We start from the raw sequence: 23,609 nt of genomic DNA, 5'->3' as shown, positions 1-23,609 counted from the left end.
CGGATCAACCCTCCTGGGGGATTTCAGTTGCCTCAAAGCGGTAGACAGCACCGACCTTGAGAGTGGCTGCATCGGCCGGATCGACCGTGAGATTGATCTGCGGCATGTTCGGCTGACTGACTGGACGGAACTGCAGAGTCACGCCGGGCTGGTCAGCAGACTCGGTGCGAAGGTACAGGCGAGCATCAAAGCGCATGGGTGTTTCCTCTTGATGGATGAGCGGCATTGCCCGGCCGTTCTAACGGGTCACTCTTCAATGGAAACCAGCGAAAGGCTGGCGGAGATGTCCTGGCCAGTGAAACTTCCGGACTCATGGCGCACCTCTTGTTCGCTGAAACCCACAATCTCCGCGCGGTATGTGCGGTCCTGCGTGCCTTCGCTGTCATTGAGGGTTACCGATCCCGACCAGCGGGAGGTGGCAGTGTCAGGCCCGTCAAACTCGTTCAAGATCATCACGCCGCCGCTCGCTTCAAAGCTGGTCCAGAACTGCTCAGCGTTGTTGCCGAGCTTGCGATAGACATTCACTGCGCAGGCGTTCCGACCACCGCCAGCAACGAATCCGGAGGAATCCATGCTTCTGTGTGTGCGCGTAACCGTCCGTTGATAGCTGACTACGACGTTCTTATTGCGTCCGCTGGTGCTGAATGGACCAACGACGATTGAAACTCCGATTGTCTGCGTTGTAGTGGATTGCATTGCGTTGCGACGGATGCCGGCAGCGATGGCACCGCCCCAGTACGCGCCGCCATACACGTCCATCCACACAGTTGCATTTCGCTTGGTGGCACCAGCAGCTCCCACGTTGGGACCAAAGTAGTCAATCAGCCCATCAGGCCCGAAGCCATTGCCGATGATGCGTTGCACGTTGCCGCGCCAGACCCGCAGGTAGCCGTCCTGGATCTCCATGCCGTCCGGCGTGCCTGGACTGATGAGGCGCAGGATCTTGGAGAGAATTTTCAGCTCGCTCTTTGCCCCAGTTGCTTCCATCTCCATACCGGAAACATTGCCATCCACGTCGAGCGCAAAGCCCCACTTGGCACTGCTCTCCGAGCCGCCAGCGTTCCACGGCGGCGCCTGCGTCGCATCTGGCTCAACCCGCGAGAACATTGGGCGAAACATCCAGAAATATGGCCACGCCTCACCGTTGGGTTTGACGATGACCCTGAACCGGGCGAGAGCAGCTCTAGGAGGTGCAACGGTCTTGATGCTTGGGCGCGGCATCTCGGAAAGCAGTGGCGAGCCATTGTTTCCCGTATGCCCTGTTTCCGGCGAGCCCCATTGCGCAAGCCAGTTCCCTGTCTTGTCCCAGTAGCTGGTCTCGATATAGCAAGAGCAGCGGTGAGTGTTGAACCAGGCGGACGCCATGTAGGTTTGGCCGGCTTCGACAGGGATGCCGTACTCAGTTCCCCACCAGACAATCTGCGTCGAAGTAGTGCCACCGGAGGTCGAGCCGACTCCATAGATGCCAGGCGGGTGGAAGCTGTCGTTACCGGGAGTCGGATCGCCAAGCTCTACCCATGCTGCACCAGGATTCGAGCCCCAACCCCAGCCGTTGCGCTGATAGTTCGGGAACGTGGAGTTGATGAGCAGGTTCCCGCCGCTGCCTTGGTTGCTAACCTTTGCCTCAAGCGTCTGAACGGCGGAGGAGCTGGCCTTTCCTTTTACCTCAGCCTGAACGCCGGTTACCGACTGGCCCAGCGACGTGATCTGCTGACCTTGCTGAGTCACCGTCGCAGTAAGGCCTGCCGTTGCCGCAGCGTTCGCCGCACCTACCGCCGCTGCCTCCGCACCGCTTGGGGCGTACTCCGTGGCCACCAGGCCCCGCTGGAACTGCACGTGGTCGATCTCCAGCCAGTAGGCGCCTGGGACGTCCGCGAACTGGCGGCCCACGTACACGCGAGCGCGGGCTGCCGTGGCGCTTGACCGTGCGGGCAGGATGATCCGCTGCCAATTACCAGTGGCCCCCACCACCGGAGACGTGATGGTGCCCAACCCCTGAGCCCCGGCCTCATCCATCCACACCACGTAAAGGTACAACTGCGTTCCCTGTGTCGCTCGGATCCAACTGGACAGCACGTAATCCGTGAGCGGCGCGACACGCGAGTAACCTGCACCAGGCCCCGCCCGGTTCAAGCCACACCAATCCCGAGAGTTGATTGCCTTCCAATCTAGGCGCACGGCCTTGCCGCCACCTGGTAGTGGGGAATCGACGTATGAGAACGTGCCTCCCACGTCGCTTCGGATGCGCTCCAGGTTCCAGCCAGTTGGCGCAGCGGTAGCCACCGGGGCGTCTTCCATGCTGCTGTTCCACAGCAGGTTGTCGCCACCGATCGCATCGATCTTGGCATTGACGCTGGTGAGCGACTGACCCAACGAGGTAACACTGCTCTCGTTGGCCAGGGTGCGTGCTTCAAGGCTGGAGTTTGCCGCAGCGTTGGCCTGCGTAGCCCGCTCCAGTGCGGATACGTCCAGGCTGCCCTGCGGGCGCCCGTTGACGAATTCCACGATGAGCTCAACCCACTGGTCGGCGCGGGCGGTTGACGGTCGGGGCGACAGACGCTGCAAGCCTGCCGCTTCGCCAGCACGCTTGCGCCCGATTAGGACGAACATGCGGATTCCGTCCAGGGCCTCCACATTGCGACGCGAGGCCCCAGCATCAACGAGGCGGTCCCTGGCCCCAGCGATGTCCGTGCCGACGCCATTGCTCAGCGGCCCAGTGTGATCGCTGGTGAACAGGATGAAATACTGATTGTCGGCCAGGGCGTTGTCGTACCAATCGTTGAAGCTGGCGCAGGCAGATGAACCATTACCGTAGGTGTCAAAGGTCTGCCGAGCTCCCAAAGTGCTATCGGCGTTCACCACCTGAACATTGAGGCCGCGTCCGGCGCCGCCCATGGCTCCACCCGCTGCATTTCGTGTTCCGGACGAGCGCGGGCCTCCAGTGGGCTGACTGGTGATGATTGCGTTGGCTGTGACTTCGTAGACCGTGGCGTTGCCAATGCCGGCACGAACGGCAGTTAGTGCCGTGCCCTGGGACAGCAGCTGTCCCTCCGCGTTGGTGACGCGCGTGTTGAGGGCGCTGTTCGCCTCCGCGTTTGCATTGGACTGCGCGGCTGTCTCCTCCAGGGAGGGCGCGTAGCCCGTGGCGGCGGCGCCGGTCTGCAGCTGCGCATTGTCGATCTCAACCCACTGGTCTGCCGATCCGTCGCCGTACACACGGAGGTAGAGCGCCGCGCCGACAGCGTTGGCGAGGATCTGCGACGCCGGGAACGTGTAGGTCTTACGCTCCCATGCTTCCGCGACGACCATGCCCGTGCCAGCAGCTGGTCCGCCAGGCCAGCCGACAGACACACCGGCCGCATCCTTCAGTCCGAGCTGGAAGAAGAACCGCGCCCCCGGCCTACCACGCACGTTGCAGGACACGGTGACGGGCTGTTGGGGGTCGATGCGGTAGACCGACGAGTAGCACTCTGCATAGGCGGTGGCAGGGATGCCCGCCATTTCCCAGCGCCAGGCCTTGCTGCTACCCGGCAGTACGGAGTCCACCAGCTTGCGAGTAGTCTTGTTCGTCGCGTCGGTGGATGACGATGAGGGCGCCCAATACTGAGGCACACCGTTGGGCAGCAGCACCTCAAAGCTGCTGTTACGCAGGCGATTGTCACCGCCCAGGTTGTTGATGGCGGCCTGGACGCTAGTCATCGCTCCACCCTGGCTGGTGATCGTGTTCCCCTGGAGCGTTACCTGGGACTGCAGAGCCTGGAGGGCGCTGTTGGTTGCCTTGCCGTCCACGTCGGTGCGCAAGGCGCTGATGAGGCCAGACTGTGCATTGATGAGGCCAGCCTGCTGGGTGACGGTTCCGCTCAGCGAGCTGAGGCCATCGGCGACAGCGAGGATCTCGGTCACCTCTTCAACTGCAACGTCGTCCACCCATAGCGTACCTGCGGTGTTATTGCATGCCACAGAGAGACGCAGGCCTAGAACGTTGGCCGCCGGGACGGTATAGACGAACTCCAGGTACGTCCAATCGGCCTTGTTCGCAAGGAACGGTCGGTCTGCAAGCCAGGCGGATGCCTGGTCAGCAAGCCTGAGCTTGGAGTCGCCTGGGGTGCCGTTGAACGTAGCGCTGGTCTTGTACCAGCAACTTATGCGGTGCTTCTTTGCAGGCGCGGTGGCCATGGTCATGCCTGCGTTCGCAAGCGCGACAGTTGTACGGGCGGAGCCCGTGCCATCGATGCGCAGCGCTGCGCTGCCGCTTCGGCCCTCTGCAGCCGGCCACGAGACACCGGCCAGCTGCGAGCCGCCCTGATACGTCCAACCCACGTCCTTGCCGGCGTTCCAGCCGCCGTTAAGGATCATGTTGGCGCCCTGGGAAATCATCGCGGGCAACATTGCATTGACCTGGTCAATACGTTGGCCGATGGCTTCGTCGCGAGTGAGGCTGGCCTGCTCGACGGAGTTGACCTTGGCCTCAGACGCGAGCGCACCTGTTCCTGCAGGCAGGCGAACCTCCACGGCCGACTGGCGCTGGCTGAGCGCTTCGTCCGCGCCGACACGCGCCCTCATTTCGTTGTAGGCCAGGCCGCCCGTCAGCTTCTCCGGATCGTTGCCGGGATAGTCGCCGCGCATCTGCACTGCCAGCGTGTTGCGCTGGCCGGCCTCGGCTGCCAGCGCAGTGGTGAGTGCCTCGCTCTCCTGTTGAACCATGGCAACGGATGCGCCAGGCGACGGACGGCCCACGGCAATCCAGTCGTACTCGATGTAGGCGGTGGCGGTCTGCGCACCCGTCAGCGCCAGGCGAATGGCGCGAAGTGGAGACGCGCCGTTCCAGGGCAGACGGTCAACATCCAGGACGGCGATGCCATTGGCGTCGAATGCCGGCACAGGGATGGACAGCGATTTTGCTTCGTTCCACTCCTGGTCGGCGGCGGTAATCCAGCGAATCAGCCCCATCCAGGCGGGGTTGCCCACCTTGCGCATGCGCAGCTTGATGAAGCGATAGGCGGCGCCGTCGATGTTGAGCGGCGCCGGGGACTGGATGCCGGAATTGTTGGTGGTGTTGATCGGCCGCAGCATTCCGTCCGCGATAGTCGGGGCGCCATACACACCCGTCCAGCCTTCCAGCCCGGCGTTGAAGTGCCAGATGCCGGCAGAGTCGAACTGGGTGCCGCTACCTGCGGCGACCTCGGCCAAAGAGCGCGCCATCGAATCCAGGCCGTTTTGGACTTTCGTGTTGACGGCACTGATGTCTGCGGTGCGCTCGGTCTTTTCGTTGAGCGCGCTCTGGATTCGGGCACGCTCCTCATTGGCCAGGTTGTTGGCCAGATCCTCGGCGCGCTTGGCCACTTCGCCCACGGCGGCCGCACTCTTCTGACTCTCTACCAGGATCTGCGCCTGTGCAGCCTGGAAGTCCGCCATACGCTGCTGTGCCTCGGCAGCATCTGCCAGCGCCAGGTCACGCAGGCCCTGGTCCACCTTGCCCTGCAGCTGGACCAGCTCCGCCGTGGTCGGCGGCACCACGGGGGCCTGAGCCTTGGGCGTGGAGTCTGCAGACGACACGCCGTTGACCTGGACAGTGACCTTCCACCAGCTCACAGCACCGCTGGCCTCGGTGTAGGTGTAGCGCGTGTCTGAGGTTTTGGTGACGTACTTCCATTCGCCCGGCTTACCGCCTGCGTCGGCCGCGCGCCAGAGGACATAGACAGCCCCAGCCAGCGGCGAAGCGTTCCAGGTAATGGTCACGCTATCTGCTGCCGGCTTTGTCTCCACACCTTCGGCCGGAGGAACCACGACAGCGGGCTTGGCCGACGCCACCCAGTTGGAGGGCTGCCAGGTCACAGGCGTGACTGCAGGCAGGCCCTGGCCACCGATTTCAACGAGCAGTACTTTCCGGTTCATAGCGTCATCAAAGCGTTGTGTTCACCCTGGCGAGCCAGGGACTGGATGCCGTCGCGGACCTGCAGCAGCACCTCATAGGAGGGATCGGCGTAGCCACGCCCTGGCGCGACCGGCGCTGCTGGCGCTGCCATCGAGCTGCCACCGCCCGGTGCTGCCGCTGCCGGGGTTGGAACGCGGTTGTCGGCCAGCACCGTGACCATCTCCTGGGCGATGCGCTTGGGCAGGTCGAACAGGATCTCAGCCAGGTCGGTGATGTCGGTCTGTTGGTTCTGCAGGTACTTGGCCAGCTCATCGGTGGTCAGGCCGAGATCCTTGGCCAGCGCCTCAGCGCTGATGCCAGTGACGTTACGCAGGATCTCCAACGGGTCACCGCCACGGGCGCCAGCCAAATCGGCCACGCCCTGGGCGATGCGCTGAGCGCGCTCCAGGCGGGCAGCGGCTTCCTGCTGCTGCTCCAGGGCAGCCTTTTGCGCGTACAGCTGCTGCAGCGAGGCGGCCGTTCCATCGCCGCCAAAGCGTTTGGCCAACTCCAGCACCTGGGCATAGTCCATCTGGTAGCCCTGGCCACTGGCGTTGAGCTTGCGGCTGACTTCCAGGAACTGCTGGGCGTACTGGGTGAAGCTCTCCAGGTTGCCGGCGGTGGCAGCGCTCTGCATCAGATCCGATGCCGTGGAGCGCTTCTGCGTATCAGTATCCGGCGACAGGGTGCTGCTCAGCTTGAGCGAGTTGATGAAGTCCTGAAGCTTGCTGCTGGTGCCGTCAATCGAACCGCCCAAGCGTTGGATTTCATCGTTAACGCGATTGAGCGCCAGGCCTACTAGCTCGGCTTCCAGCGACTTGGCCAGCGCGTCGGCCTTGATCTGCGCGGATTGACGAACAGCTGCCAGATCCTGCTCGCGTGCCGATAGGCCGCTCAGGGCCTTGGCCTGCTGCTGCAGTGTGCGGATGCGATCCTGCTCCTCTTGGCGAACGGCGAAAAGGGACTTGGCAAAGCTTGAGAAACCGGCCGTAGCCACTTCCTGGTATGCAACGGCCGCAGTCTGGCCATACGCGTTGGCCGCCGCGCTCAGGCGCTCATAGGACTGAACCATTGTTTCTTCACCCTGGCGCAGTGCTTGCACCAGGTCGGTTAGTCGAGAGAGCCCGCCCTGGGACAGCAAGCCTGCGCCCGTGTTCATATCCGCCGCTGCGGAAAGCAGGAACTGAGATCCATCAAGCAGGGTGGTCGCGCTGTGCCGCCAGCGCTCTGCGACAGCAGATGCGGTCGAATCCAGCTGACCGATCTGCGCGATGACGTTCTCTGCCGTCAGGCGCTTCTGGAAGTCCTCGGCCGATTCCGCAAACGTCCGCCCAAGCACAGTGGAAAGCTCGCTCTTGAGATTCCCCCTTGAGTCATAAACCTGTTTGAAGCTGCCGCTGATGATCTGGACCGTCGCCAGGCCGAGCGCTTCGCTCGCCTTCTTTGCAGAGCCGGTGATCTGCTTGTATATCTCGCTGGCGGCGTCTATCGATTCCTGGCTGGGATCAAGCTCAACCGTGCGCCGCTTGGTGCCACGGAAAAGAGACTTCTTCCGGCTTTGTTCCGCGTAGGCATTTACCTGTGCGCCATCGGGCCCAATCGAGATCGTCTGGCCAGTCTCATTGGTCTTGAACTTCGTGCCGAACAGGCCACCACCAGTGAGCTTGTCGGCCACGATGGCGGCCATGGCAACCCAGCCAGCTACAGGGATCGCTCCCAACGCGGCGGTACTTGCAGCGGCGGCACCGCTCGCGCCTGCTGCTGCTGCGCCTGCACCGATAGTTCCCAGGGCCGTGGCGCCGTAGTAGCCGGCGATGCCATAGGCGCCCGCGCCCAGTACCTTGCCTGCCGTATCACCACCCTTGTTCCAGCCATAGAGCGCGCCCAGGCCACCGGCTGCGTAGCTGGCGCCAGCGATCATGCCGCCGCTGATGCCCTTGGCTGGCATGAGCTTGTAGAGCATGCCTCCGACGTTGACCAGGTTCCCGAGGTTTGCGCCGCCGCTGCCATTTGCACCAGCAACCCCAGCAGCGCCGGTCATCAGATCCACCGTGTTGCCAAAGCCCATCATCGAGCTTGCGCCAGCGACGCCATTGATCCAGCTGCCGCTGGCAGCCATGCTGCCGGTCGCCGTAAGGCCACGTCCCCCGCCAATCAGTGAGGTCAAGTCGCTGAGCCAGTTGCCGCCAGCGCGCATGCCGGACAGAGCGCCACTGAGCAAACCGCTCAGAGCATTCTGGATCGGGCGCACCATATTCTGTTCCAGGAGCGTGCGCAGCACGTCGCGCCAGCCTCGGCGGAACAGATCCTTCATGCTTTTCCAGAAGCTCTCTGACTTGTCCAGGCCACCGCTGAACATATCGGCAAGCAAATCGGCTACGTCCGCCACGCCTCGCGTGCCAACGTTGACCCAGTCTTCAAGGTCAGCCGTTTGCTGCTCGATCTGAATTGAGGCATCTGCCCAAGCTCGCGATTGTGCGAGCAGGCCAGCGGTCATTTCCGCATTGATGCCCGCGCCGGCCTTGTTGGCCTCATTGATCGCCTGGAGCATGTCCTGCTCGTTGCGCAGCTGCCGGGTGCGGCGCTCGCGCTCGATGCCGATAACCCCCAGCAGCTGCATCTCGCCCCGCATGGTGTCCAGCAGCGCCGTCGGCGCTTGCTGCTGCTTGGTCAGCTCGGCGGTGCTTTTGGCCAGTTCTGCTGCCGACGACTTCACCAGGCCGTCATAGGCCTGCTGGGTGATGAGGTGCTTGGACAGCTCGCGGTCGAGCTCCGCGATCCGCTGTTTGTGCTGCTCCTGGGCGGCTGCCATCGGGCCGGAGAGCTCGGCAGCGGCCAGCGCTGCCTGGCGGGTGTACTTGGCCTGAGAGTCTGCCTGCTGCTCTGCCAGACGGGCTGCTTGCTCGCCTGTGCGCTTTGCCTCGGTCTGGGTACGGGTCAGGTCACGGGTGACGGCGTTCTGCTTTTCCAGCGTCAGGGTGAGCTGGATCAGCTGCTCGTTCTTGGACCGCGCCAGCTGATAATCGGCGCTGGTCGGGTCCAGACCCTTTTGCGCGCTTTCCGTGATGAACTGCGCGCGCATGCGCGCGGCCTTGCCCTGGGTCTTCTCGATCAGGTCCAGCTGGACACTCTGAATCTGCTTGTCCAGGCCTTCGTTGACCGACTGGAGGGCAGCCTTGATCGCGGCGCCAGAGCTGCGCGCAGCTGACGCCACGGAATCGAAGCTGGCAGCGGCGATGCGGTTGGCGCTTTCGACGCCGACCTGGCCCTTGGCCCACTGCTCCAGCAGTGGCCGGGTTTGCTCCAGTGTCTGACCCTGGTTGGCCTGGCGCTTGAGCAGCTCTTCCAGAGAGCGGCGCTGGGCGTCGGTAGCGTCTGTGACGTTGGCAGTGCGCAGCACAACGCCAGCCGAAACCGAGATGGCCCTGTCATAGCCCTTGGTCAGGTTGTCCAGGCGAAGGCGCGCCGACTCCATGGCCGCCGAGGCGCTTTCCAGTTCCTTGTCGAGTCCAAAAGGCAGGGCGCGGTCACGCGCCTGAAACGCGCGGCGCTTCGCTGCCAGACGTTCATATTCATCGCCAAAATTCTTGAGCTCTTGCCGTGCCGTATCAATGGTTTCAACGGTGTTTGCGAGCTCCGCGAATGACGTGTTCGCAGTCTCCTGATTGAACTCCTGCAGCACCCGCATGGCCGGCTGGAACCCAGCAGTGACTGCCTTCGACAGCTCCTGCGCCTTCTGGCTGCTGTTCATCGCCCAGGCGACGAACAGCGACAGTGCGGTGATAGCAAGCCCCGCAGGTCCACCAAACGCGCCCATTGCCATGTTGAGGCCTCGCATGGCGGCAGCCTTTGCGGTGAGCGCAACGGATGCGGCCTGGGCAGCAGCGGCGGTGCGCAGCTGTGCGGTGGCCACGGCCTGCTCAGCCGCGGCTACGCCACCAGCCACGCTCATGCCGGCGCGAGCGGCCGACAGACGGCCTGCCGCCTGCTGCTCGGCAGTACGGGCTGCAGCCAGCTCCTCGCGGGCCAGCGCTCGCGAGGCAGCGGCGGCCGTGATCTTCTCGGCGGTCGCTCTGGCCAGGCTGACCACCAGGCGGCTTCCCAGGGCGACAGCCAGGACGCCGGCAATCTGGTCCAGGTGCTGCATGTTGTTGGCCAGGAACGCGATGCCCTGGGCGATCCCGCCGCTGGCGCCCAGCTCCTGGGAGGACTCGCCGACAAACTTCGTGACGCTGTTGCGCAGCAGCTCCATGGCGCGCCCGACCGTGAGCGGGATCTGCTCAAACTCGGCGGCGATGACGGAGGACTGGTTCTCAAGCGCGGCCACCATCTGATCGACGGTCACCTTGCCGTCGTTGACGTGCTTGCGCAGCTCGCCCATCGACAGGCCCATACCGTCGGCCAGCGCTTTGGCCAGACGCGGCGAGTTTTCCACGACAGAGTTGAATTCCTCTGCGCGCAGCACGCCCCCAGCCAGGGCCTGGCTGAGCTGGACAATGGTGTTGGCGGTGGCGACGTTGCTGGCGCCTGAGATAGCGAACGTCTTGTTGATGGACTCGGTGAGCGCCAGCTGCCGTTGCTGGGTGATCCCATACTCGGCGGTGGACTGCGACAAGCGCGCGTAGAGGGTGGCGGTACTGTCGAGCGCGGTGGCGGTGCGCTGGGAGATGTTGAACACCTGGGCCGATGCGGTGGCATAGGCCTTGTGTCCATCTGTTGCCAGCTTGAGCCGCGCTGAAATGTTGGCGTAGTTGTCCGCAACGGAAATGAGGGCACCGGCCGTCTGCGCGCCAATGTAGGTGGCCACCGTCGCCCGCGCCGATGCCAGCGCGCTGGACACAGCAGAGACACGGCGAGCAGTGGAATCCGCCGCCGTGCCGATGCTGGAAATGCCGGCAGCACCACGCCGTGCCTGGTCGCCGGTTGTGCCCGCCGTCGCGCCCAGTCGCTTGAGCTCCGCATCCGATGCCCGAACGGCTGGCACCAGGCGGCTGTTGTCGGCATCGAGGCGGAGGGTGACGGTTGGGTTCACGGGCTATCCGAGGCTTCGCGATGGGCCATAGCCGTGGTGCCAATCAGCACGTCCAGCGATGGCATCAGGTCTGGCAATAGGTGCGGGGCAATGCCCTGGAGGCAGGCAGCGGCTTGGATCTCGCGGGCTTCAATGCCGTCGTAAACCGGTGCGTGCATGCCGGTGATCCAGCGGGCCTTGCAGCGCACGAACAGTTGGACGACTTCCCAGTTCTCATCCAGGACCGGGATAACGCTCGGCGGCTCCTCGCCGCCGCCCCCGTCGCGCAGAAAGTCCGCCGCGCTGACGGCGCCGTCAGGTTCATGGTTCCTGTCAGCGCCGTCAGTGCGTGGACCCTTCCCAATCAGCGCCCGCGCGACGGCTTCGAGTTTTTTACGTGCGCCCGGCCGAACTGGTCGAAGTAGGCGCCGATGATGGCCGGCTGCAGGAAGGCGAAGAACGAACCATTGAAGACTTCTTCCAGGGCGGCATCGCCCTCGATGGCCTTGCCGTCCGCGTCACCCAGGCCAGCGACGCTGACCAGGATCTTGCGCAGGTATTCCTCATCCTCAACGGGGTTGTCCTGGATGGCTTTGATTTCTTCGCGTGCCAGGATCTTGACCTGGCACTGGATGGTGCCGGTGGCGAAAACGTTGGGCTGGTCGGTGGGGATGCGCAGTTCCACCGGCAGGTGCACGGTGTTGGTTCGGGCGAGACGGAGCATGGGAAAGTCCTTGGGAAGTGGTTTAACAGCCCCTTGATCGGGGACAGGTCCACTTTGCCCAGGCACAGCCGCCGTTCGGGACTAAAGCGCTTCACTGAAAAAGAAAGGCCCCGCACAGAGGCGGGGCCATTGGGAGTGTAGCGCAGTGCTTGCTAGTTACGGCGGCGTGCTGTCGCCGAACTCGATATACAGCTCATCGCCGCCGGCATCGCTGGCCACGCAGGGGCCAGTGAGCTCCCAGCCGTAGTCGCCATCAATCTCGACTTCGTTGATGTTCTCGATCTGGCCACGAATGCCCAGCTCGCTATAGAGCTTGCTCTTTTCGGTCAGGCGCAGCGCAACCTCCAGGACGCCGGCCGAGTCGCGCACTGCCCACGGGTTGAAGTCAGCCAGGGCCGTCTTGGCCAGGCGCAGCGTCCAGGTCGGGGCGCGGTCGCTGATGCCGCTTTCCTTGTGGCTGGTGTACTCCTTCGACGTGATCGTGTTGCCCACGTCCACGGAAAGGGACTTGGCCCACACGACCAGGCCCGCTCCGCCATCGACCGTGATCGTGGTGCGGGTGTTGTCCGCGCGCGCGACGGTTGGCACCACAGTGGTGGTGGTGATGTTGGGCAGATTGTCCTCGGCAATGGTGTCGTAGTCGCCCTGGATACGGATGTTGCCCTTGAAGCGCTCGCCGACGGCCAGCGCCAGGTTGGTGAGGTTGTGGCGTGCAGCGCCGATCTGCTTGACCGTGCCTGCATGCCAGAACTTGGCATCGGAGATCGGGATATTGGCGCTGATCGGGTTGTAGCGCGTGGTTTTCGCAACAGCGTCCTTGACGGCGGTCATGCCGGCGGGCAGCAGCAGCGGTGCACAGACGGCATCCGAGTCGGCCGCTGCACCCGGCTTGGTCGGCGGGAACAGCTCAAACTCGCCCTCAATGAAGGCCCGCCGGGCGCCCACTGCGAAGGGCTGGCCGGTCAGGAACGGTCGATCCACCGGGCGTTCGATCTTGTCGAACTCGGTGCCGCTGCTGCCGTTGAACAGCAGCACGCCGTTGGCGGCGGCCGTGGGGACAATCGGCACCGAGGCCGATGCGCGCAGCGCCAGGGCCAGGCCGCGACGCTTGAAGGATTCCAGGTTGGGCTGGGCCATGGTCAGTTCTCGGGTGAGGTTGCGGAGGAGCGGCGCGAGCGGTTCTGGCTCGATGCCGGCGGTGGCGGCGTCTCGGGTGCTGGAGCGGGTTCGGCGGGCAGTACGGACTCATCCACGAGCTGGCCATCGATCACGCGCCAGGCACCACCGCTGGTAGGGGTGTGCTTGGTGGTCATGGGGTCGGTGTGTGTTGCATGCGGTAGTTGGTGACGAATACCTGCTGGCTGACCAGCCAACCGGCGCGGAACTTCTCATCACGGCCAGCCTGGAAGCTGAGCGCATCGAACGCATCGACAGGGGTCCACCCGGCCAGTGCTTTGCGGACGCCTGGAATGACTTGCTCATCCATCTGGCGGCGTGCGCCGCTGCCACTGGCCTGGCCGCTGAAGTTGCGCACCATGAGGACCACGCGCAACGTGACATCCACGTTCTGGATGTGCTGATCGCCCGTGTACCGAGGCCGGCCGCCCATCTCGGCGGCCGTCACGTAGGCGGCACAGTCCTTGGCTGGTTGCTGGTCCAGGGCCGTATCCAGGTCGGCGGCATCACCGACCAGGAGCAGTGCCTGCACGTGGTCCCGCAGACGCTCCAGGACGGGGGTGATCGGGAACGGCCCAACGGTCACGGCCGGCCCTCGCGCCCGAATACCTTGTTGCCGGCATGGAAGATGAATTCCCCTGCAGAGCCGGTGGACGTAGTCGGATCTTCGATGCCCAGGTGGAATTTTTCCTGTGCCGTCTCCTGTAGCAGGCGAATCGCGTCACGGTAGTCACGCACGATGGGATCGGTGCGCTCGTCCGTCTGGCGATCAGGGTGCAGCAGGTAGCGTGTGATGCTGCGCGACCAAACGGCCAGCAGCGGAACGGCCTTGCCCAGCGGCAATCTGTAGCGCCGTGCCAGGTAGCCGTCGATGATCGCATCTGCCTGACGGGTGGCCTCCTGGATGCGCTCCAGGGCCGCATCCGCCTTGGCCACCTCGCTTGGCGGAAAGGCGCTGCGATCACCCCCACGCAACGTGGCATCCATCAGCTCGGAGGCAACCGGGCGCTCATCGCGCCCACCCGCCACCTGGGACAGTTCCAGCGCCCCTGGGAGCTCGGCCAGTTGCGTGAGGGTGACGTAGGCCATTACGCGCCGACCTCCAGCGCTGCCTCGATCAAGCTCACGCGATCAGCTGCCGGCTGGTTCGCCCAGGCTTCCTCGGCCAGGCCAGAGGCGGTGCGTGCGCGGGCCTCGGCTTCTGCCCACTTGCGCTTGGCATTGCCGGACTTGGTTGCCTTGCGTTCGCGAGCCAGTGCCAGTTCGTTGGGATCGTCCGACGCTGGCAGCTCCGTCACGATCAGCTCGGGGTCGCTGTTGATCGCCTCCAGCTGTTTCTCCTTCAGGACATCGACAAGCACGATCCGGCCCTGCCGGGTGAAGTGCATGCCGGCACGCCAGCGGCCACGCTCCAGGCGGGCCTTTACCAGGATCTGTTCGGCCATGGGCCGCTCCTTCTGTGTTCGGGGAAGTTGCGACCGGCACCCTGCGGTGCCGGTCAGTGGTCGAGGGTCAGAGCAACCAGGCGCTGTCCATCGCCTCAACAACGCCCTTCATCACGTTGTCAGTGCCGGCGATCTGGTTGGCGGTGAGGATCTTGGCGGCCTTGAACTTGTCGTTCGGCACGCACACCAGCAGATCCGGTACCAGGCCCAGCGGACGGCCGTGGTCGCCCGTGCGCGAGGTGAAGGCGGTATAGGCTGCCTGCAGGTTCTCCTCGGTCAGCGGCTTGTTGCTGGCGAAGGCCATCTGCCAGAAACCGAAACCGACGTTGCGGCGGCAATCGGCGCCGTAGCGGAATTCCTTCTTGTTGAACACGCCCTCATCGGTATCGGTGTCCATGGAAACGAACTGCGGCGGCTTGCGGTTCTGGAAGATGATCGGCTTGAGGGCGCGCTTGGTGCACAGCAGATACCAGTAGGCACCATTGCCGCCCGAGTCCACGTTGCTCTGGACCGTCTCCTTGCCTTCCTTGTCCAGCACCGGATGATCGGTGTCGAAGAAGTTCTGCCCGTCGTAGCAGGCGGTGGAGATGCCGTTCTTCAACAGCTCGAACGTCAGCTGGTCCGGCTGCGCGCCGACCGACTCGCCCATGCTCTGCATGAGCGGGCTGTAGATGCCGAGGTTGTCATCCTCGATGTCATCCTTGTCCACGCCCACAGTCAGCTCATACGGCTTGTTCTTGATGGTGTAGCCGTGGTTCTGCAGGCCATGCACGACACGTTCGCCGATCCATTCGCGCACGTTGGGCAGCTTGCCCAGCCAGCCGTACTCGTTGGACTTGGTGGTGGACGGCACCACCGTGGCAATGCGCTGGAACTGGGATGGTGCCTGGCCGAGGCCGGCGTTGAATGCTGCGTTGAAGGCGACGTACAGCGTCGAAAGATTGCCGCGATTGACGATCATGGGATTGTCCTGGTGATAGGGGAACGGATGGGCCGGCTCAGCCGACCACGATCCACACGCCGGCTGCATCCACGTCCAGGACGACACCAGCGCGCTTGCGGGCGCCGCTGTTGTCGGTCTTGGCCACGGTCTGGTCATCGACGATGTAGGCAGTTGCGCCGATGTCGGCGCGGGCGATGGCATCAGCGCCGGCACTGTTGTCAAAACGGAAGCCAGTGCCGCGCTCGCATTCGACCGGCTCGCCTGCCGAGGTTCCGGCGACGGAGCGAAGTGCAACGCCGACGGCGTCACCGGAACCGGCAGTGCCTGCCGGCACCGCGTTGCCGTTGGTGGCCAGCAGCGCAATCAGCGTGCCCGCGTGCAGGGCGGTGCCGGGGTTGGAGGGATGGCCGACACGATGTGCGTCCCGGCGCGGGGTGTTGCGAGCCTGGGTGGCTGCGCTCATAGCAGACTCCGGTGAGAGGTGGGGGGGTAGTGCTCAGGCCTGCGCCTGGGCGGTGTCCTTCTTGGATTTCGCGAAGGCTTCGGGGGTGACGCCGGTAGCGCTGCAGACGGCCATTTCAGCCGCGTCCAGGCCATGCTCGTTGGTCGCGCCGGCCGGCTTCTGGCCGCCGGTCTGCGTACCGCCCAGGGCAGCGATCGGAGCGGCCTTGTCCAGGTAGGACGACAGCGCGGCCAGATTCTGCTTGCCCAGGTCGGTGGCCCAGTCCCTCATGCTCGGCAGGATGCGGCCATCAGCCAGGCCGGCCTCGACCAGCGCACTGACCTTGTCAGCGGTGCGCTCGGCGGACAGAGCGGCGACCTGGCCGCGCACTTCCTCCAGGGCGGCGATGGGGACGAACTTGGTCGGGTCCGGGGTGGCGGTGGCCTGGGTCTTGAGGGCACTGCAGGCTGCAACGGCCGGCTCGCCCTCGGCGCCCAGCTCGGCCTGCAGTCGGCGCAGCACGCCCAGGCTGGTGGTGAGGGAGCTGCAGGCGGCGATGGCATCTGCTTCGGTGGTGGTTTCGGGCAGGCCCAGGGCAGCCAGGAAGGCTTTGAGCAACGGGTTCATGGAGGTTTCCTTGTCAGGATCGATGTCGTGGGCAAAGCAAGCCGCTGCGCGCAGCTCCATGGCCTGCATGCCGTCGATGGCGGGGTCATTGGTGAAGGCGGCCATCTGCATGGCCAGCACCTCGCCGGTGGTCTTGTCGTAGAGGAACACCGGGGAGACGTAGCGATAGGCGCCGGTTCGGATCTGCTCCGCAGCCTGGGGAGTCAGCTCGGTGGTGGCCCAGAGGCCAGATCCCTCGCGCCATTGCAGCGCACGCATCCAGGCAGCGGCCGGCGCGGGCTGCCCGTTGGTTTCTTTGTGCAGGGTCTGGTGTTCGTAATCGACCACTGCCGGGTTGGCGCGAGCGTTGAAACGCTCGATCACGCGGGCCGCCACCGAGGCGTCGATGTACCAGGCGGGGACATCCATCTTTCGCCCGTCGCTGGGCTTGAAGTGACCGGCGGGGGTCAGCTGGATGGAAATGAGGCGGTCATCGCCCACGGCGTCGGCCTGCAGCAGGAAGCTGCAGGCAGCCAGGGCAACGGCGGTATGGAGGCGGCGGGCGGGCTGATTCATCCCCGCCAGATTCGCCGCCATCGATCAGGCGGCGGGACTAAAGCCCTTCACTGCTTTTCGGGCGTGGCCCGATGGGCGTGTTGTCGGCAGGGACTCTACACCGGCCGGGGTGATTTTTGTCCTTCGCCGGGGTGGTCACTTGAACTGGCGCCTTCAAGGGCGTTTGAAAGGCGTTTAAATCGACCGCCGCTGCCCGTTGGGGGTGGACCATGGACGGTGGCCGCGCCCAGGGGGCCTCCACGGGCCGTACAGGCCGTTTTAGGCGCGGCCCAATCCGGCGGGGTCTGCGTCCAGTTCCAGCCATGCGACGGCCAGGCGCTCGATGCTCTGCTCATCCTCGGCGCTTAGGCCCATGAAGGGGCGGGCCGGCAAGCCAGGATGATTCACCTTGGCCACAAACGCGGGCCCCTCCTGGCCATCCTTTCCTGGACGCGTCTGCATGCCGGGCCAGTAGAGCGCTTTTCCGTTCTTTGCGCGGATCTCGTAGGGCTTGGTGCCTTCCTGGTGCCAGCGCGCCTGCTTTGAGTCGGCGCGGATCTCCACCCAGTCAGGGCCCGACAACGGGTGGATACCGTCACGGGTGCGGCGGGTATCGTTGAGCGGCGTTCGGCCTGACCCATCGGCCAACGGCTGCCAGGCAACGCCATCCGGTCCAATGCCGGTATCGAATCGGGCCTGGGTGCTTTCGGTCAGATCCTCGCCAACTTGGGCCATCAGGCCCGACAGGTTGACGCTGCGCTCCAGGAGACGGGCGAACCACTGTTCGGCCTGGCGCGCATCGATAGTGAGGATCAGGGGTTCATTGGCCATGGTATTCTCCGTAAACGGGCCGGGGCAAAGCCGCCCCCGGCGTAGCGGCCAAGCCGCAATCCTTCCACAGGGTGGGCCAGCCCCCGAGGCCCTGCAGGAAGCGCCGCAGAGCGGTCTGGCGCGTCTGTAGGCAAAGGCTCATTCTTCCGGCCGTCCCCATACCAGCAGCCCCTGCCGCGAACGCGGCTGAGCCTTGCTGCCACGGAAGAAGTCGAACGATCCCCACACCCCGCCAGGCAGCACCTCGGCAATCACTGTCAGGGCGTAGCGCTTTTGCGCCCCGCCTTCGGACTCGGTGACTTCGATCCGCTTGACGTAGTAGCGGCGCAGGCCGAGCTGGCCAGCCTCGTTGCGGGCGAAGTTGGCCCACACCTCAAACGGGCTCTGGATCGTCTCAGCCAGCAGCGGCAGATACTTCTCCCGACCATCCAGGCGTGACGGCTTCTCCAGCCAGTGCTCAATCACCTGGTCGGTAAGCAGCACCTCGGCCCCGGATGGATCGGTGAGCGTGGCGGTGCGGCCGTACAGCTCCTGCCAGGCCTGGCGCACCTGTTGAGGATCACGAATACCCGTGGACAGAGGCCGCGCAGTCGCAGCGTCCAGCGGAACCTGGGCGGGACGCCCGTAGTCCTCGGCGCTTCGCCCTGGCACCTCCGACCACTTGGCCGCAGCATCCTTTGCCAGCGCGCTGTCGGCGATGTGTCGGCCGCTGGCGGCATGGCCGACGTGATACGCCCACTCCGGTGGCGGGTCACCCTGGATGGGCGCGGGCGGCTCGCTGACCTTCCAGCCCATGGCTTTCATCTTGGCGGCCGATACGCCCAGCACCGTGCAGCGACAGCCCCAGCCATTGGGCGTGTAGTGGGTATCCCACCAGGGATGGTCGGACGGCAGGATGACGCCATCCCAAGCCTTGTGCTGCTCGCGTGGGTTGCGCACGGTGTTGTGCTTGTAGCGCAGGAACGGGAAATTCTTGAGCGTCTCCCAGCGCCCGGCCTGGTAGGCCGTTCGCAGATTGGTGTGGTAGATGGTCGCCGTGCGCCAGGCCTGCCCGCCGGGGCTGCCTTCGCCGGTCCAGCCATGCCATCCATTGCGCTGGACGATGTCCTGGAAGCGAGCGCGGAAGTCCTCCAGCGTCTCGCCCTGAGTGATGGCTGCATCCACTGCTTCGCGCAGGTCGGTCAACAGCGCATCGCGCGTGGCGCCGGCAACCACAAACGCCCGCGCATGCTGCCCGTGCATCAGGTCATCCCACCGTCGCGTGGGAAGGTTCACCTTCCCGCGAAAGTAGCGCTCCGCCTCGGGCATGCTCCCGAAGTTGCCCCGGATCTCAGCCACGGCTTTCGTCCAGGGCATCGAGCATGCCCGCTGCGCCCGCAATAGCCAGGGCGTGCTGCATGGCCTGGCCGAACTGCGCCGCGCTCAGGGTTGGCAGGAGCGCCAGCAGGCCGTCGCGGATCTGCTCCAGATCCTGAGCGCCATCCACCAGCTCGCGGATCGCGTCCACCCATTCGGCCACAACCGGATCGAGCTCGGTGGCCACCAGTCGCGCCAATTGGTCCTCGCGATCCCGCGACGACACCGAGACCGGCTGTGCGGCAGCCGTCGCAGTCCGCACACTGCTCAATGCCACCTGATCCGTTACTGCGGGAACCTGCCCCAGCATCGGCTCATCCTCTCCGGCTTCGGGGATGCCCAGCTCGGTGTGTGCCCAGGCGCGGGGGATCTGCATGCCCATGGCGACCATCGCGGGCAGCGCTGTGGCATAGGTGCCGATGTCCTTGATCTCGGCCAGGTCGAACACCAGGCGCGGACAGCGACGATAGTCACCCGGTCGCACCAGCCCGTTGAGGACCGCCAACGGGTAAATCAGGTCACGGGACAGCGTGCTGGCCAACTGGCCAGCATCGGCGTCCTTGATTTCCTTGCGCACTTCGTTGTGCACGTTGCCCAGCGCATTGGTGCTGCTTTTGCCATCGGCCTGACTGGTCAGCGTGCCGCCCAGGATGGCCTTGCTCTGGCTGCGCTCGCACCAGTTCATCATCAGCTCAAAGGCCTTTGGATCACCCTCGGCGACAGCGGGGAAGTCCATGCTCATCCCCTCCGGGATGATGCCGGCAGCGTTGTGGCCGATCTCCATCAACGCACGTAGCAGCGACATTTTCTCGCGGTCGGATGCGCCTGGCGGGTATTTGCCGATCCGCATTGGAATGCCGTAAATCTCCAGGAACTCGGCCAGATCACCGACGCTGTAGTTCTTGAACAGGTACGGCCACACCAGTACCCGGAACAGCGCAGCGCGCTCCAGATAGCCGCTCTTGGCCTTGTGCGTGTGAGTGATCCAACCAAACGGGCGCAGGGTTTCCCCCTCGCCAGTACCGTTGCGCAGACGGATCTCCTGGCGATAGCCGCGGTGCAGCTGGAACCAGGACTGCGGCCGATGGGTGATGGACTTCGGCAGCCACTCTTGGGCGCTGCGATCCCATTCGATTTCCAGGTTGACGAAACCCTTGCCGATGGCGTCGGTGGTATCGAACACGATCCCATCGAAGTCATCGATAGCCAGCACCATCGCCTGCAGCTGCTCGGTCGCCTTCTTCTCCGCCGCACTGGGATTGGGCGGCGCACTGATCTTGAACGGCAACCCGGAGACAGCGCGGCGGCGCTTGGACATCTCCGAAAAAATGTGGGCGTCGCGCTCCTCGATGTCCTCAAACAGCTCGTATTGGCGGATCAAATCGCCTTGTTCGGCCGCCAGCAGGATCGAGGCCAAACGGCTGGGCGTGAGGCCGCGCGAGGGGTGTCCCTGGAACTCGCGCTGCAGTGAGTTGGCGTGCGCAGTCTGGGGCTGTGCCAGGTCGGTCACGGTGAAGGGCTGGCCATCGGGGCCGAGAATGCGGGTTTTGGTCACCATGCTTGCGGTTCCGGCAGATTGAAATCGTCGTCCTCGGGACGCTCGTGCCCGTGGCTGGCCACGGAATCAAAGCCGCGCACAGAGCGCGGCACGGGGGTCCAGTCCATCTCGGCACCTGGATGGCGACTGGCGTAGTACATAAGGGCAACCGCGATAGCCGAGTCGCCGTGGCGTTGGCCACCGTCGCGCCCGGTGGTGCGCTCGGGCACCCTGGCCACGCCCTTGATGACTCGCACCACGCGAAGGTCTGCCATCGTGTCCTTGTCGCGCGGCAGCGAAATGGTGTCGTCCTCAAATGCCTTCTTGACTGGCGGCATGTGCTCTCGATACCAGCCCTCGGTGGCCATGACCAACTCGACACGGCTATAGCCGAACTCCTGGGCGAGGAACTCTGCGAGTGCATGACCATTACCGCGCGCATCCACTGCAGCCTTCACGAACCGAGGCAAACGGTGGATAACGTACTTGGCTACCTGTTCCTGCTGGCGGTGCGGCATGTTCCGCAGTTCCAGGATGAACGGAACTTTGCGCTTGAGCGTCTGGGTGATCTGCGCTGGCACCATCACCGACAAGTCACCTGACCGGCCGAAGTCCTGGCCATAGACGCTCTGTAGATCAGGGTCCAGCTTGTCCAGGAGCGGTCCGACTTCGTCATCCAACCACGTCTGCACGGCCTCCCATCGGACGTGGTCGCTTTGCTGCTCAAAGCCCTTGGGACAGGTGTAGCGCAGCACCGGGGCATCGGTCATGCGCGCCTCGATCAACGCTGCACTGAGCCATGCGCCACTGCCTTGCGACGGAATGCAGTCCAGCTCCTCGGCGGCGGCATCGCCATAGGTGCCGTACACCTCGGCGATAAACTCCTCCTCTGCTTCCTGTGACCAGGTCTTGCCCAGGCGCATGCAGACACGGCGGTAAAGGCCTTCTTCGACCGCCTCACGGAAAGGCACGCGGTGGATCGATCCGCGACGACCACCCGCGCGGATCTCCTCGATCAGCTCATTGAATGCGTTGTCATGGCCATCATGGGTGGAGATGAGGCGAACTTTTCCGCCCCACACCAGGAACGCAACAGCTGCCTTGAGCAGCTCCTGCAGATCATCGACGAATGCGGCTTCGTCGCCCACCAGCACGCCCTGGCGACCACGCAACTTGCGCGGCCGGCTGGCCAGTGCCGTGATCTTGAATCCACTTTCCGGAAAGCGAATGGTGAAGGTCTTGATGTGCTTGTCATCCTCCTCCTCATCCCAAAAGCCTTCCTCCACCAGTCCGGCCGCGTAGTTGAAGGCCTTGGCCCACATGGCGCACGCCTGGATGTATTCCTCAGTCATTTCCTTGTCGGTGCCGAGGTAGTACACGTTCTGACCACCCGCGCTCTTTGCACTGGCAGCAATCAGCACGTTGTCGGAAGCCTCTGCCCAGGTGATGCCAGTACGGCGTCCCTTCTCCATGAGTTTGAGGTTGGCGGGATCGGCGATCCAGCGCTGCTGATACGGCATCAGTGCCGCAGGCACGTGGGCGGCGGCAGTGTTCGGCACAAGCTGGCGGGCGCGCTCATTCATTCGGTGCGGATTCCCAGGATCTGAGAGCGAATGTCGGCGGCGGCAGCGGCGGACAGCCCGCCGCTCTTGACGACCTTCTCCAGCTTGGCGGCTTGCTCGCGCACCATGGCATCGCGCGCTTCCTGCATGATGGCGCGCCGCACATTGACGCTCACGCGCTGGGTGTCCATCGCGTCCTTGGCAGCGCGGGCCAGTTTGCGGATCTCATCAATGCTCACGTCCTCCTTTTCGTGAGCCCGCAGCGCCGCATTGGTGGCCAGGGTGGTGATGGCTTGGCCGAGGAGCGCGCCGGCCTTCTCGCCCACACCTTCGCCCAGTTCGCCCACCACAGCCTGGGACACTGCCTCAATCTCCCGCATGCGAGCCGTCAGCTCAGCAAACCCCGCACCATAGCGATGCAGGGCGGAGCGCGAGATGTCGGCCGCAGGCTGTCCTGGGAATTGCTGTTGCAGTGCCTCGATCATCTCGGCCAGCGTGAGGCGATCTTCGCGCAACAGCTTCTCGATGAACGTGCGTTGTTCTGCGGGCAGGCGCTGAATGCTGGATTTGCCGCGACGGCGTGGTGTGGTGCTCATCGTCGTTACCGGGGGCTGGGGCGGCTGACACCGGGCACACTGGCCATGCCACGCGAAACGTCGTGACCGCGAGCGCTCAGCTCAGCAACCATCACGCCCGGCACGGGCTCATCAACGCGCACCAGCGATTGCTCGCTCAGCCAGGTCAGGTCGGTCAGCACGTCATCGCGGCTGGCGGCCACGGCCAGGACGTTGAGGCCGGCATGCAGTACCGAACTGTTGGCGCGGTAGCCGTTCTGTTCCGAGAGCAGCCGCAGCAACACCAGGCGGCGGTCCTCGCGGTGGCGCTCCGCAAAGGTCTTGTGGGACATCAGTCTTTCTCCATGAGGTGTTCTTGGACGGTTTCGAGCATGCGGTTGGTGGCGGCTGCCATGCCCTCCAACCGGGCAATTCGGTCAAACAGTTCGCCGGTTTCCTTGTGGGTCAGGTGGTGTGCGTGCTGAACCTCCAGTTTCGTGACTCGATCAGCCAGACCGGAGTGGCGCCACCAAAGCACCACGCCGACCAGGAGGTTGAGCGCGACCAGTCCAGCAACCAGGACCAACAGCCCAATGACGATGGACGCATCCCATGCGGCGGCGGCGATCATGGGCGGAACCCTGCGCCTGCGCAGGCGGTGCAGTGGCGGGTGCCTGGCACTGCCTGTAGGCGACCGACCGGGACGATTGCGCCGCACTCCTGGCATTCGGCATCGCGCATCGAGTTGGGCACTGGTTGAGGGTTGAACTGCGGGCGGCTGTGCCTGAATCGATCCCAGGCGCGTTCGGTTACTACGTCGGCCTGGTCAGCGTCGTCTGCCACTCGGGTGCCTCTTGCCTTGGATGATTTCTGTCAGGTCCACCGCAACGGCACGAAGCGTGGCCACGCGCCCCCGATTGATGAGCCCTGCATTGCCTGGTTGCCTGCTGCCG

General features: G+C 64.5%; 20 protein-coding genes. All 20 read right to left on the bottom strand.

Annotation, left to right across the window (positions count from 1 at the left end; all coding sequences use genetic code 11):
• Positions 1–4 precede the first annotated feature (4 nt).
• The 20 genes from ACZK2G_RS10710 to ACZK2G_RS10615 all read right to left on the bottom strand — a co-directional run bounded on the left by ACZK2G_RS10710 (position 5) and on the right by ACZK2G_RS10615 (position 23,397).
• Positions 5–196, bottom strand: coding sequence for a hypothetical protein (locus tag ACZK2G_RS10710; protein WP_478475518.1), 192 nt, complete (start codon positions 194–196; stop codon positions 5–7).
• Positions 197–246: 50 nt separating this feature from the next.
• Positions 247–5,895, bottom strand: coding sequence for a carbohydrate binding domain-containing protein (locus tag ACZK2G_RS10705; protein WP_478475516.1), 5,649 nt, complete (start codon positions 5,893–5,895; stop codon positions 247–249).
• Complete coding sequence (locus ACZK2G_RS10700; protein ID WP_478475515.1) at positions 5,892–10,946, bottom strand: tape measure protein; 5,055 nt, start codon at positions 10,944–10,946, stop codon at positions 5,892–5,894. The genes ACZK2G_RS10705 and ACZK2G_RS10700 overlap by 4 nt, the downstream gene beginning before the upstream one ends.
• Complete coding sequence (locus ACZK2G_RS10695; protein WP_311069193.1) at positions 10,943–11,104, bottom strand: hypothetical protein; 162 nt, start codon at positions 11,102–11,104, stop codon at positions 10,943–10,945. Before ACZK2G_RS10695 ends, ACZK2G_RS10700 begins: the two co-directional genes overlap by 4 nt.
• Before the next feature lie 185 nt (positions 11,105–11,289).
• Complete coding sequence (locus tag ACZK2G_RS10690; RefSeq protein ID WP_478475513.1) at positions 11,290–11,649, bottom strand: hypothetical protein; 360 nt, start codon at positions 11,647–11,649, stop codon at positions 11,290–11,292.
• 156 nt (positions 11,650–11,805) lie between these two features.
• Entirely contained in the window at positions 11,806–12,786 is a 981-nt protein-coding gene (locus ACZK2G_RS10685; RefSeq protein WP_478475512.1) for a hypothetical protein, read from the bottom strand.
• Positions 12,787–12,958: 172 nt separating this feature from the next.
• On the bottom strand, positions 12,959–13,411 hold the full coding sequence (locus tag ACZK2G_RS10680; protein WP_100552834.1) for a phage tail terminator protein: 453 nt from the start codon (positions 13,409–13,411) through the stop codon (positions 12,959–12,961).
• Positions 13,408–13,914: a DUF1320 domain-containing protein gene (locus tag ACZK2G_RS10675; RefSeq protein ID WP_100552833.1), complete on the bottom strand. Its 507-nt coding sequence runs from the start codon at positions 13,912–13,914 to the stop codon at positions 13,408–13,410. The genes ACZK2G_RS10680 and ACZK2G_RS10675 overlap by 4 nt, the downstream gene beginning before the upstream one ends.
• Positions 13,914–14,270, bottom strand: a complete 357-nt coding sequence (locus tag ACZK2G_RS10670; RefSeq protein ID WP_100552832.1) for an HI1506-related protein — start codon at positions 14,268–14,270, stop codon at positions 13,914–13,916. Before ACZK2G_RS10670 ends, ACZK2G_RS10675 begins: the two co-directional genes overlap by 1 nt.
• 67 nt (positions 14,271–14,337) lie before the next feature.
• Entirely contained in the window at positions 14,338–15,231 is an 894-nt protein-coding gene (locus ACZK2G_RS10665) for a Mu-like prophage major head subunit gpT family protein (RefSeq protein WP_248853920.1), read from the bottom strand.
• A 37-nt stretch (positions 15,232–15,268) separates the two neighbouring features.
• Positions 15,269–15,676, bottom strand: a complete 408-nt coding sequence (locus tag ACZK2G_RS10660) for a hypothetical protein (RefSeq protein WP_100552830.1) — start codon at positions 15,674–15,676, stop codon at positions 15,269–15,271.
• A gap of 33 nt (positions 15,677–15,709) precedes the next feature.
• Entirely contained in the window at positions 15,710–16,837 is a 1,128-nt protein-coding gene (locus ACZK2G_RS10655; RefSeq protein WP_100552829.1) for a phage protease, read from the bottom strand.
• A 258-nt stretch (positions 16,838–17,095) separates the two neighbouring features.
• Entirely contained in the window at positions 17,096–17,647 is a 552-nt protein-coding gene (locus ACZK2G_RS10650; protein ID WP_100552828.1) for a phage virion morphogenesis protein, read from the bottom strand.
• A gap of 138 nt (positions 17,648–17,785) precedes the next feature.
• Positions 17,786–18,889, bottom strand: a complete 1,104-nt coding sequence (locus tag ACZK2G_RS10645) for a PBECR2 nuclease fold domain-containing protein (protein WP_478475508.1) — start codon at positions 18,887–18,889, stop codon at positions 17,786–17,788.
• 88 nt (positions 18,890–18,977) lie between these two features.
• Positions 18,978–20,561 (bottom strand): DUF935 domain-containing protein, encoded by a 1,584-nt coding sequence (locus ACZK2G_RS10640; protein ID WP_478475506.1) that lies wholly within the window; start codon positions 20,559–20,561, stop codon positions 18,978–18,980.
• A complete protein-coding gene (locus ACZK2G_RS10635) occupies positions 20,555–22,123 on the bottom strand; it encodes a hypothetical protein (protein ID WP_207764199.1) in 1,569 nt (522 codons plus the stop codon). Before ACZK2G_RS10635 ends, ACZK2G_RS10640 begins: the two co-directional genes overlap by 7 nt.
• Entirely contained in the window at positions 22,120–22,698 is a 579-nt protein-coding gene (locus ACZK2G_RS10630; protein ID WP_100552825.1) for a phage protein Gp27 family protein, read from the bottom strand. Before ACZK2G_RS10630 ends, ACZK2G_RS10635 begins: the two co-directional genes overlap by 4 nt.
• 5 nt (positions 22,699–22,703) lie before the next feature.
• Positions 22,704–23,009 carry a VpaChn25_0724 family phage protein gene (locus tag ACZK2G_RS10625; RefSeq protein WP_049436663.1) on the bottom strand — a complete coding sequence of 102 codons (306 nt, stop codon included), beginning with the start codon at positions 23,007–23,009 and terminating at the stop codon, positions 22,704–22,706.
• Complete coding sequence (locus tag ACZK2G_RS10620; RefSeq protein WP_049436662.1) at positions 23,009–23,287, bottom strand: hypothetical protein; 279 nt, start codon at positions 23,285–23,287, stop codon at positions 23,009–23,011. Before ACZK2G_RS10620 ends, ACZK2G_RS10625 begins: the two co-directional genes overlap by 1 nt.
• Entirely contained in the window at positions 23,284–23,397 is a 114-nt protein-coding gene (locus tag ACZK2G_RS10615; protein ID WP_478475578.1) for a TraR/DksA C4-type zinc finger protein, read from the bottom strand. Before ACZK2G_RS10615 ends, ACZK2G_RS10620 begins: the two co-directional genes overlap by 4 nt.
• Between the last annotated feature and the right edge of the window lie 212 nt (positions 23,398–23,609).

The organism is Stenotrophomonas sp. 107298_Sma (assembly GCF_056480345.1).
This window is presented reverse-complemented; position numbering and strand designations above follow the sequence as displayed.

What these genes read in the sequence shown, in the direction of transcription:
- ACZK2G_RS10710 (WP_478475518.1), bottom strand. Translation starts at nt 196, where the DNA reads ATGCGCTTTGATGCTCGCCTGTACCTTCGCACCGAGTCTGCTGACCAG.
- ACZK2G_RS10665 (WP_248853920.1), bottom strand. Translation starts at nt 15,231, where the DNA reads ATGATCGTCAATCGCGGCAATCTTTCGACGCTGTACGTCGCCTTCAAC.
- ACZK2G_RS10695 (WP_311069193.1), bottom strand. Translation starts at nt 11,104, where the DNA reads ATGCACGCACCGGTTTACGACGGCATTGAAGCCCGCGAGATCCAAGCC.
- ACZK2G_RS10685 (WP_478475512.1), bottom strand. Translation starts at nt 12,786, where the DNA reads ATGGCCCAGCCCAACCTGGAATCCTTCAAGCGTCGCGGCCTGGCCCTG.
- ACZK2G_RS10630 (WP_100552825.1), bottom strand. Translation starts at nt 22,698, where the DNA reads ATGAGCACCACACCACGCCGTCGCGGCAAATCCAGCATTCAGCGCCTG.
- ACZK2G_RS10655 (WP_100552829.1), bottom strand. Translation starts at nt 16,837, where the DNA reads ATGAATCAGCCCGCCCGCCGCCTCCATACCGCCGTTGCCCTGGCTGCC.
- ACZK2G_RS10615 (WP_478475578.1), bottom strand. Translation starts at nt 23,397, where the DNA reads ATGCGCGATGCCGAATGCCAGGAGTGCGGCGCAATCGTCCCGGTCGGT.
- ACZK2G_RS10675 (WP_100552833.1), bottom strand. Translation starts at nt 13,914, where the DNA reads ATGGCCTACGTCACCCTCACGCAACTGGCCGAGCTCCCAGGGGCGCTG.
- ACZK2G_RS10625 (WP_049436663.1), bottom strand. Translation starts at nt 23,009, where the DNA reads ATGTCCCACAAGACCTTTGCGGAGCGCCACCGCGAGGACCGCCGCCTG.
- ACZK2G_RS10660 (WP_100552830.1), bottom strand. Translation starts at nt 15,676, where the DNA reads ATGAGCGCAGCCACCCAGGCTCGCAACACCCCGCGCCGGGACGCACAT.
- ACZK2G_RS10640 (WP_478475506.1), bottom strand. Translation starts at nt 20,561, where the DNA reads ATGGTGACCAAAACCCGCATTCTCGGCCCCGATGGCCAGCCCTTCACC.
- ACZK2G_RS10620 (WP_049436662.1), bottom strand. Translation starts at nt 23,287, where the DNA reads ATGATCGCCGCCGCCGCATGGGATGCGTCCATCGTCATTGGGCTGTTG.
- ACZK2G_RS10670 (WP_100552832.1), bottom strand. Translation starts at nt 14,270, where the DNA reads ATGGCCGAACAGATCCTGGTAAAGGCCCGCCTGGAGCGTGGCCGCTGG.
- ACZK2G_RS10645 (WP_478475508.1), bottom strand. Translation starts at nt 18,889, where the DNA reads ATGCACGGGCAGCATGCGCGGGCGTTTGTGGTTGCCGGCGCCACGCGC.
- ACZK2G_RS10650 (WP_100552828.1), bottom strand. Translation starts at nt 17,647, where the DNA reads ATGGCCAATGAACCCCTGATCCTCACTATCGATGCGCGCCAGGCCGAA.
- ACZK2G_RS10705 (WP_478475516.1), bottom strand. Translation starts at nt 5,895, where the DNA reads ATGAACCGGAAAGTACTGCTCGTTGAAATCGGTGGCCAGGGCCTGCCT.
- ACZK2G_RS10690 (WP_478475513.1), bottom strand. Translation starts at nt 11,649, where the DNA reads ATGCTCCGTCTCGCCCGAACCAACACCGTGCACCTGCCGGTGGAACTG.
- ACZK2G_RS10635 (WP_207764199.1), bottom strand. Translation starts at nt 22,123, where the DNA reads ATGAATGAGCGCGCCCGCCAGCTTGTGCCGAACACTGCCGCCGCCCAC.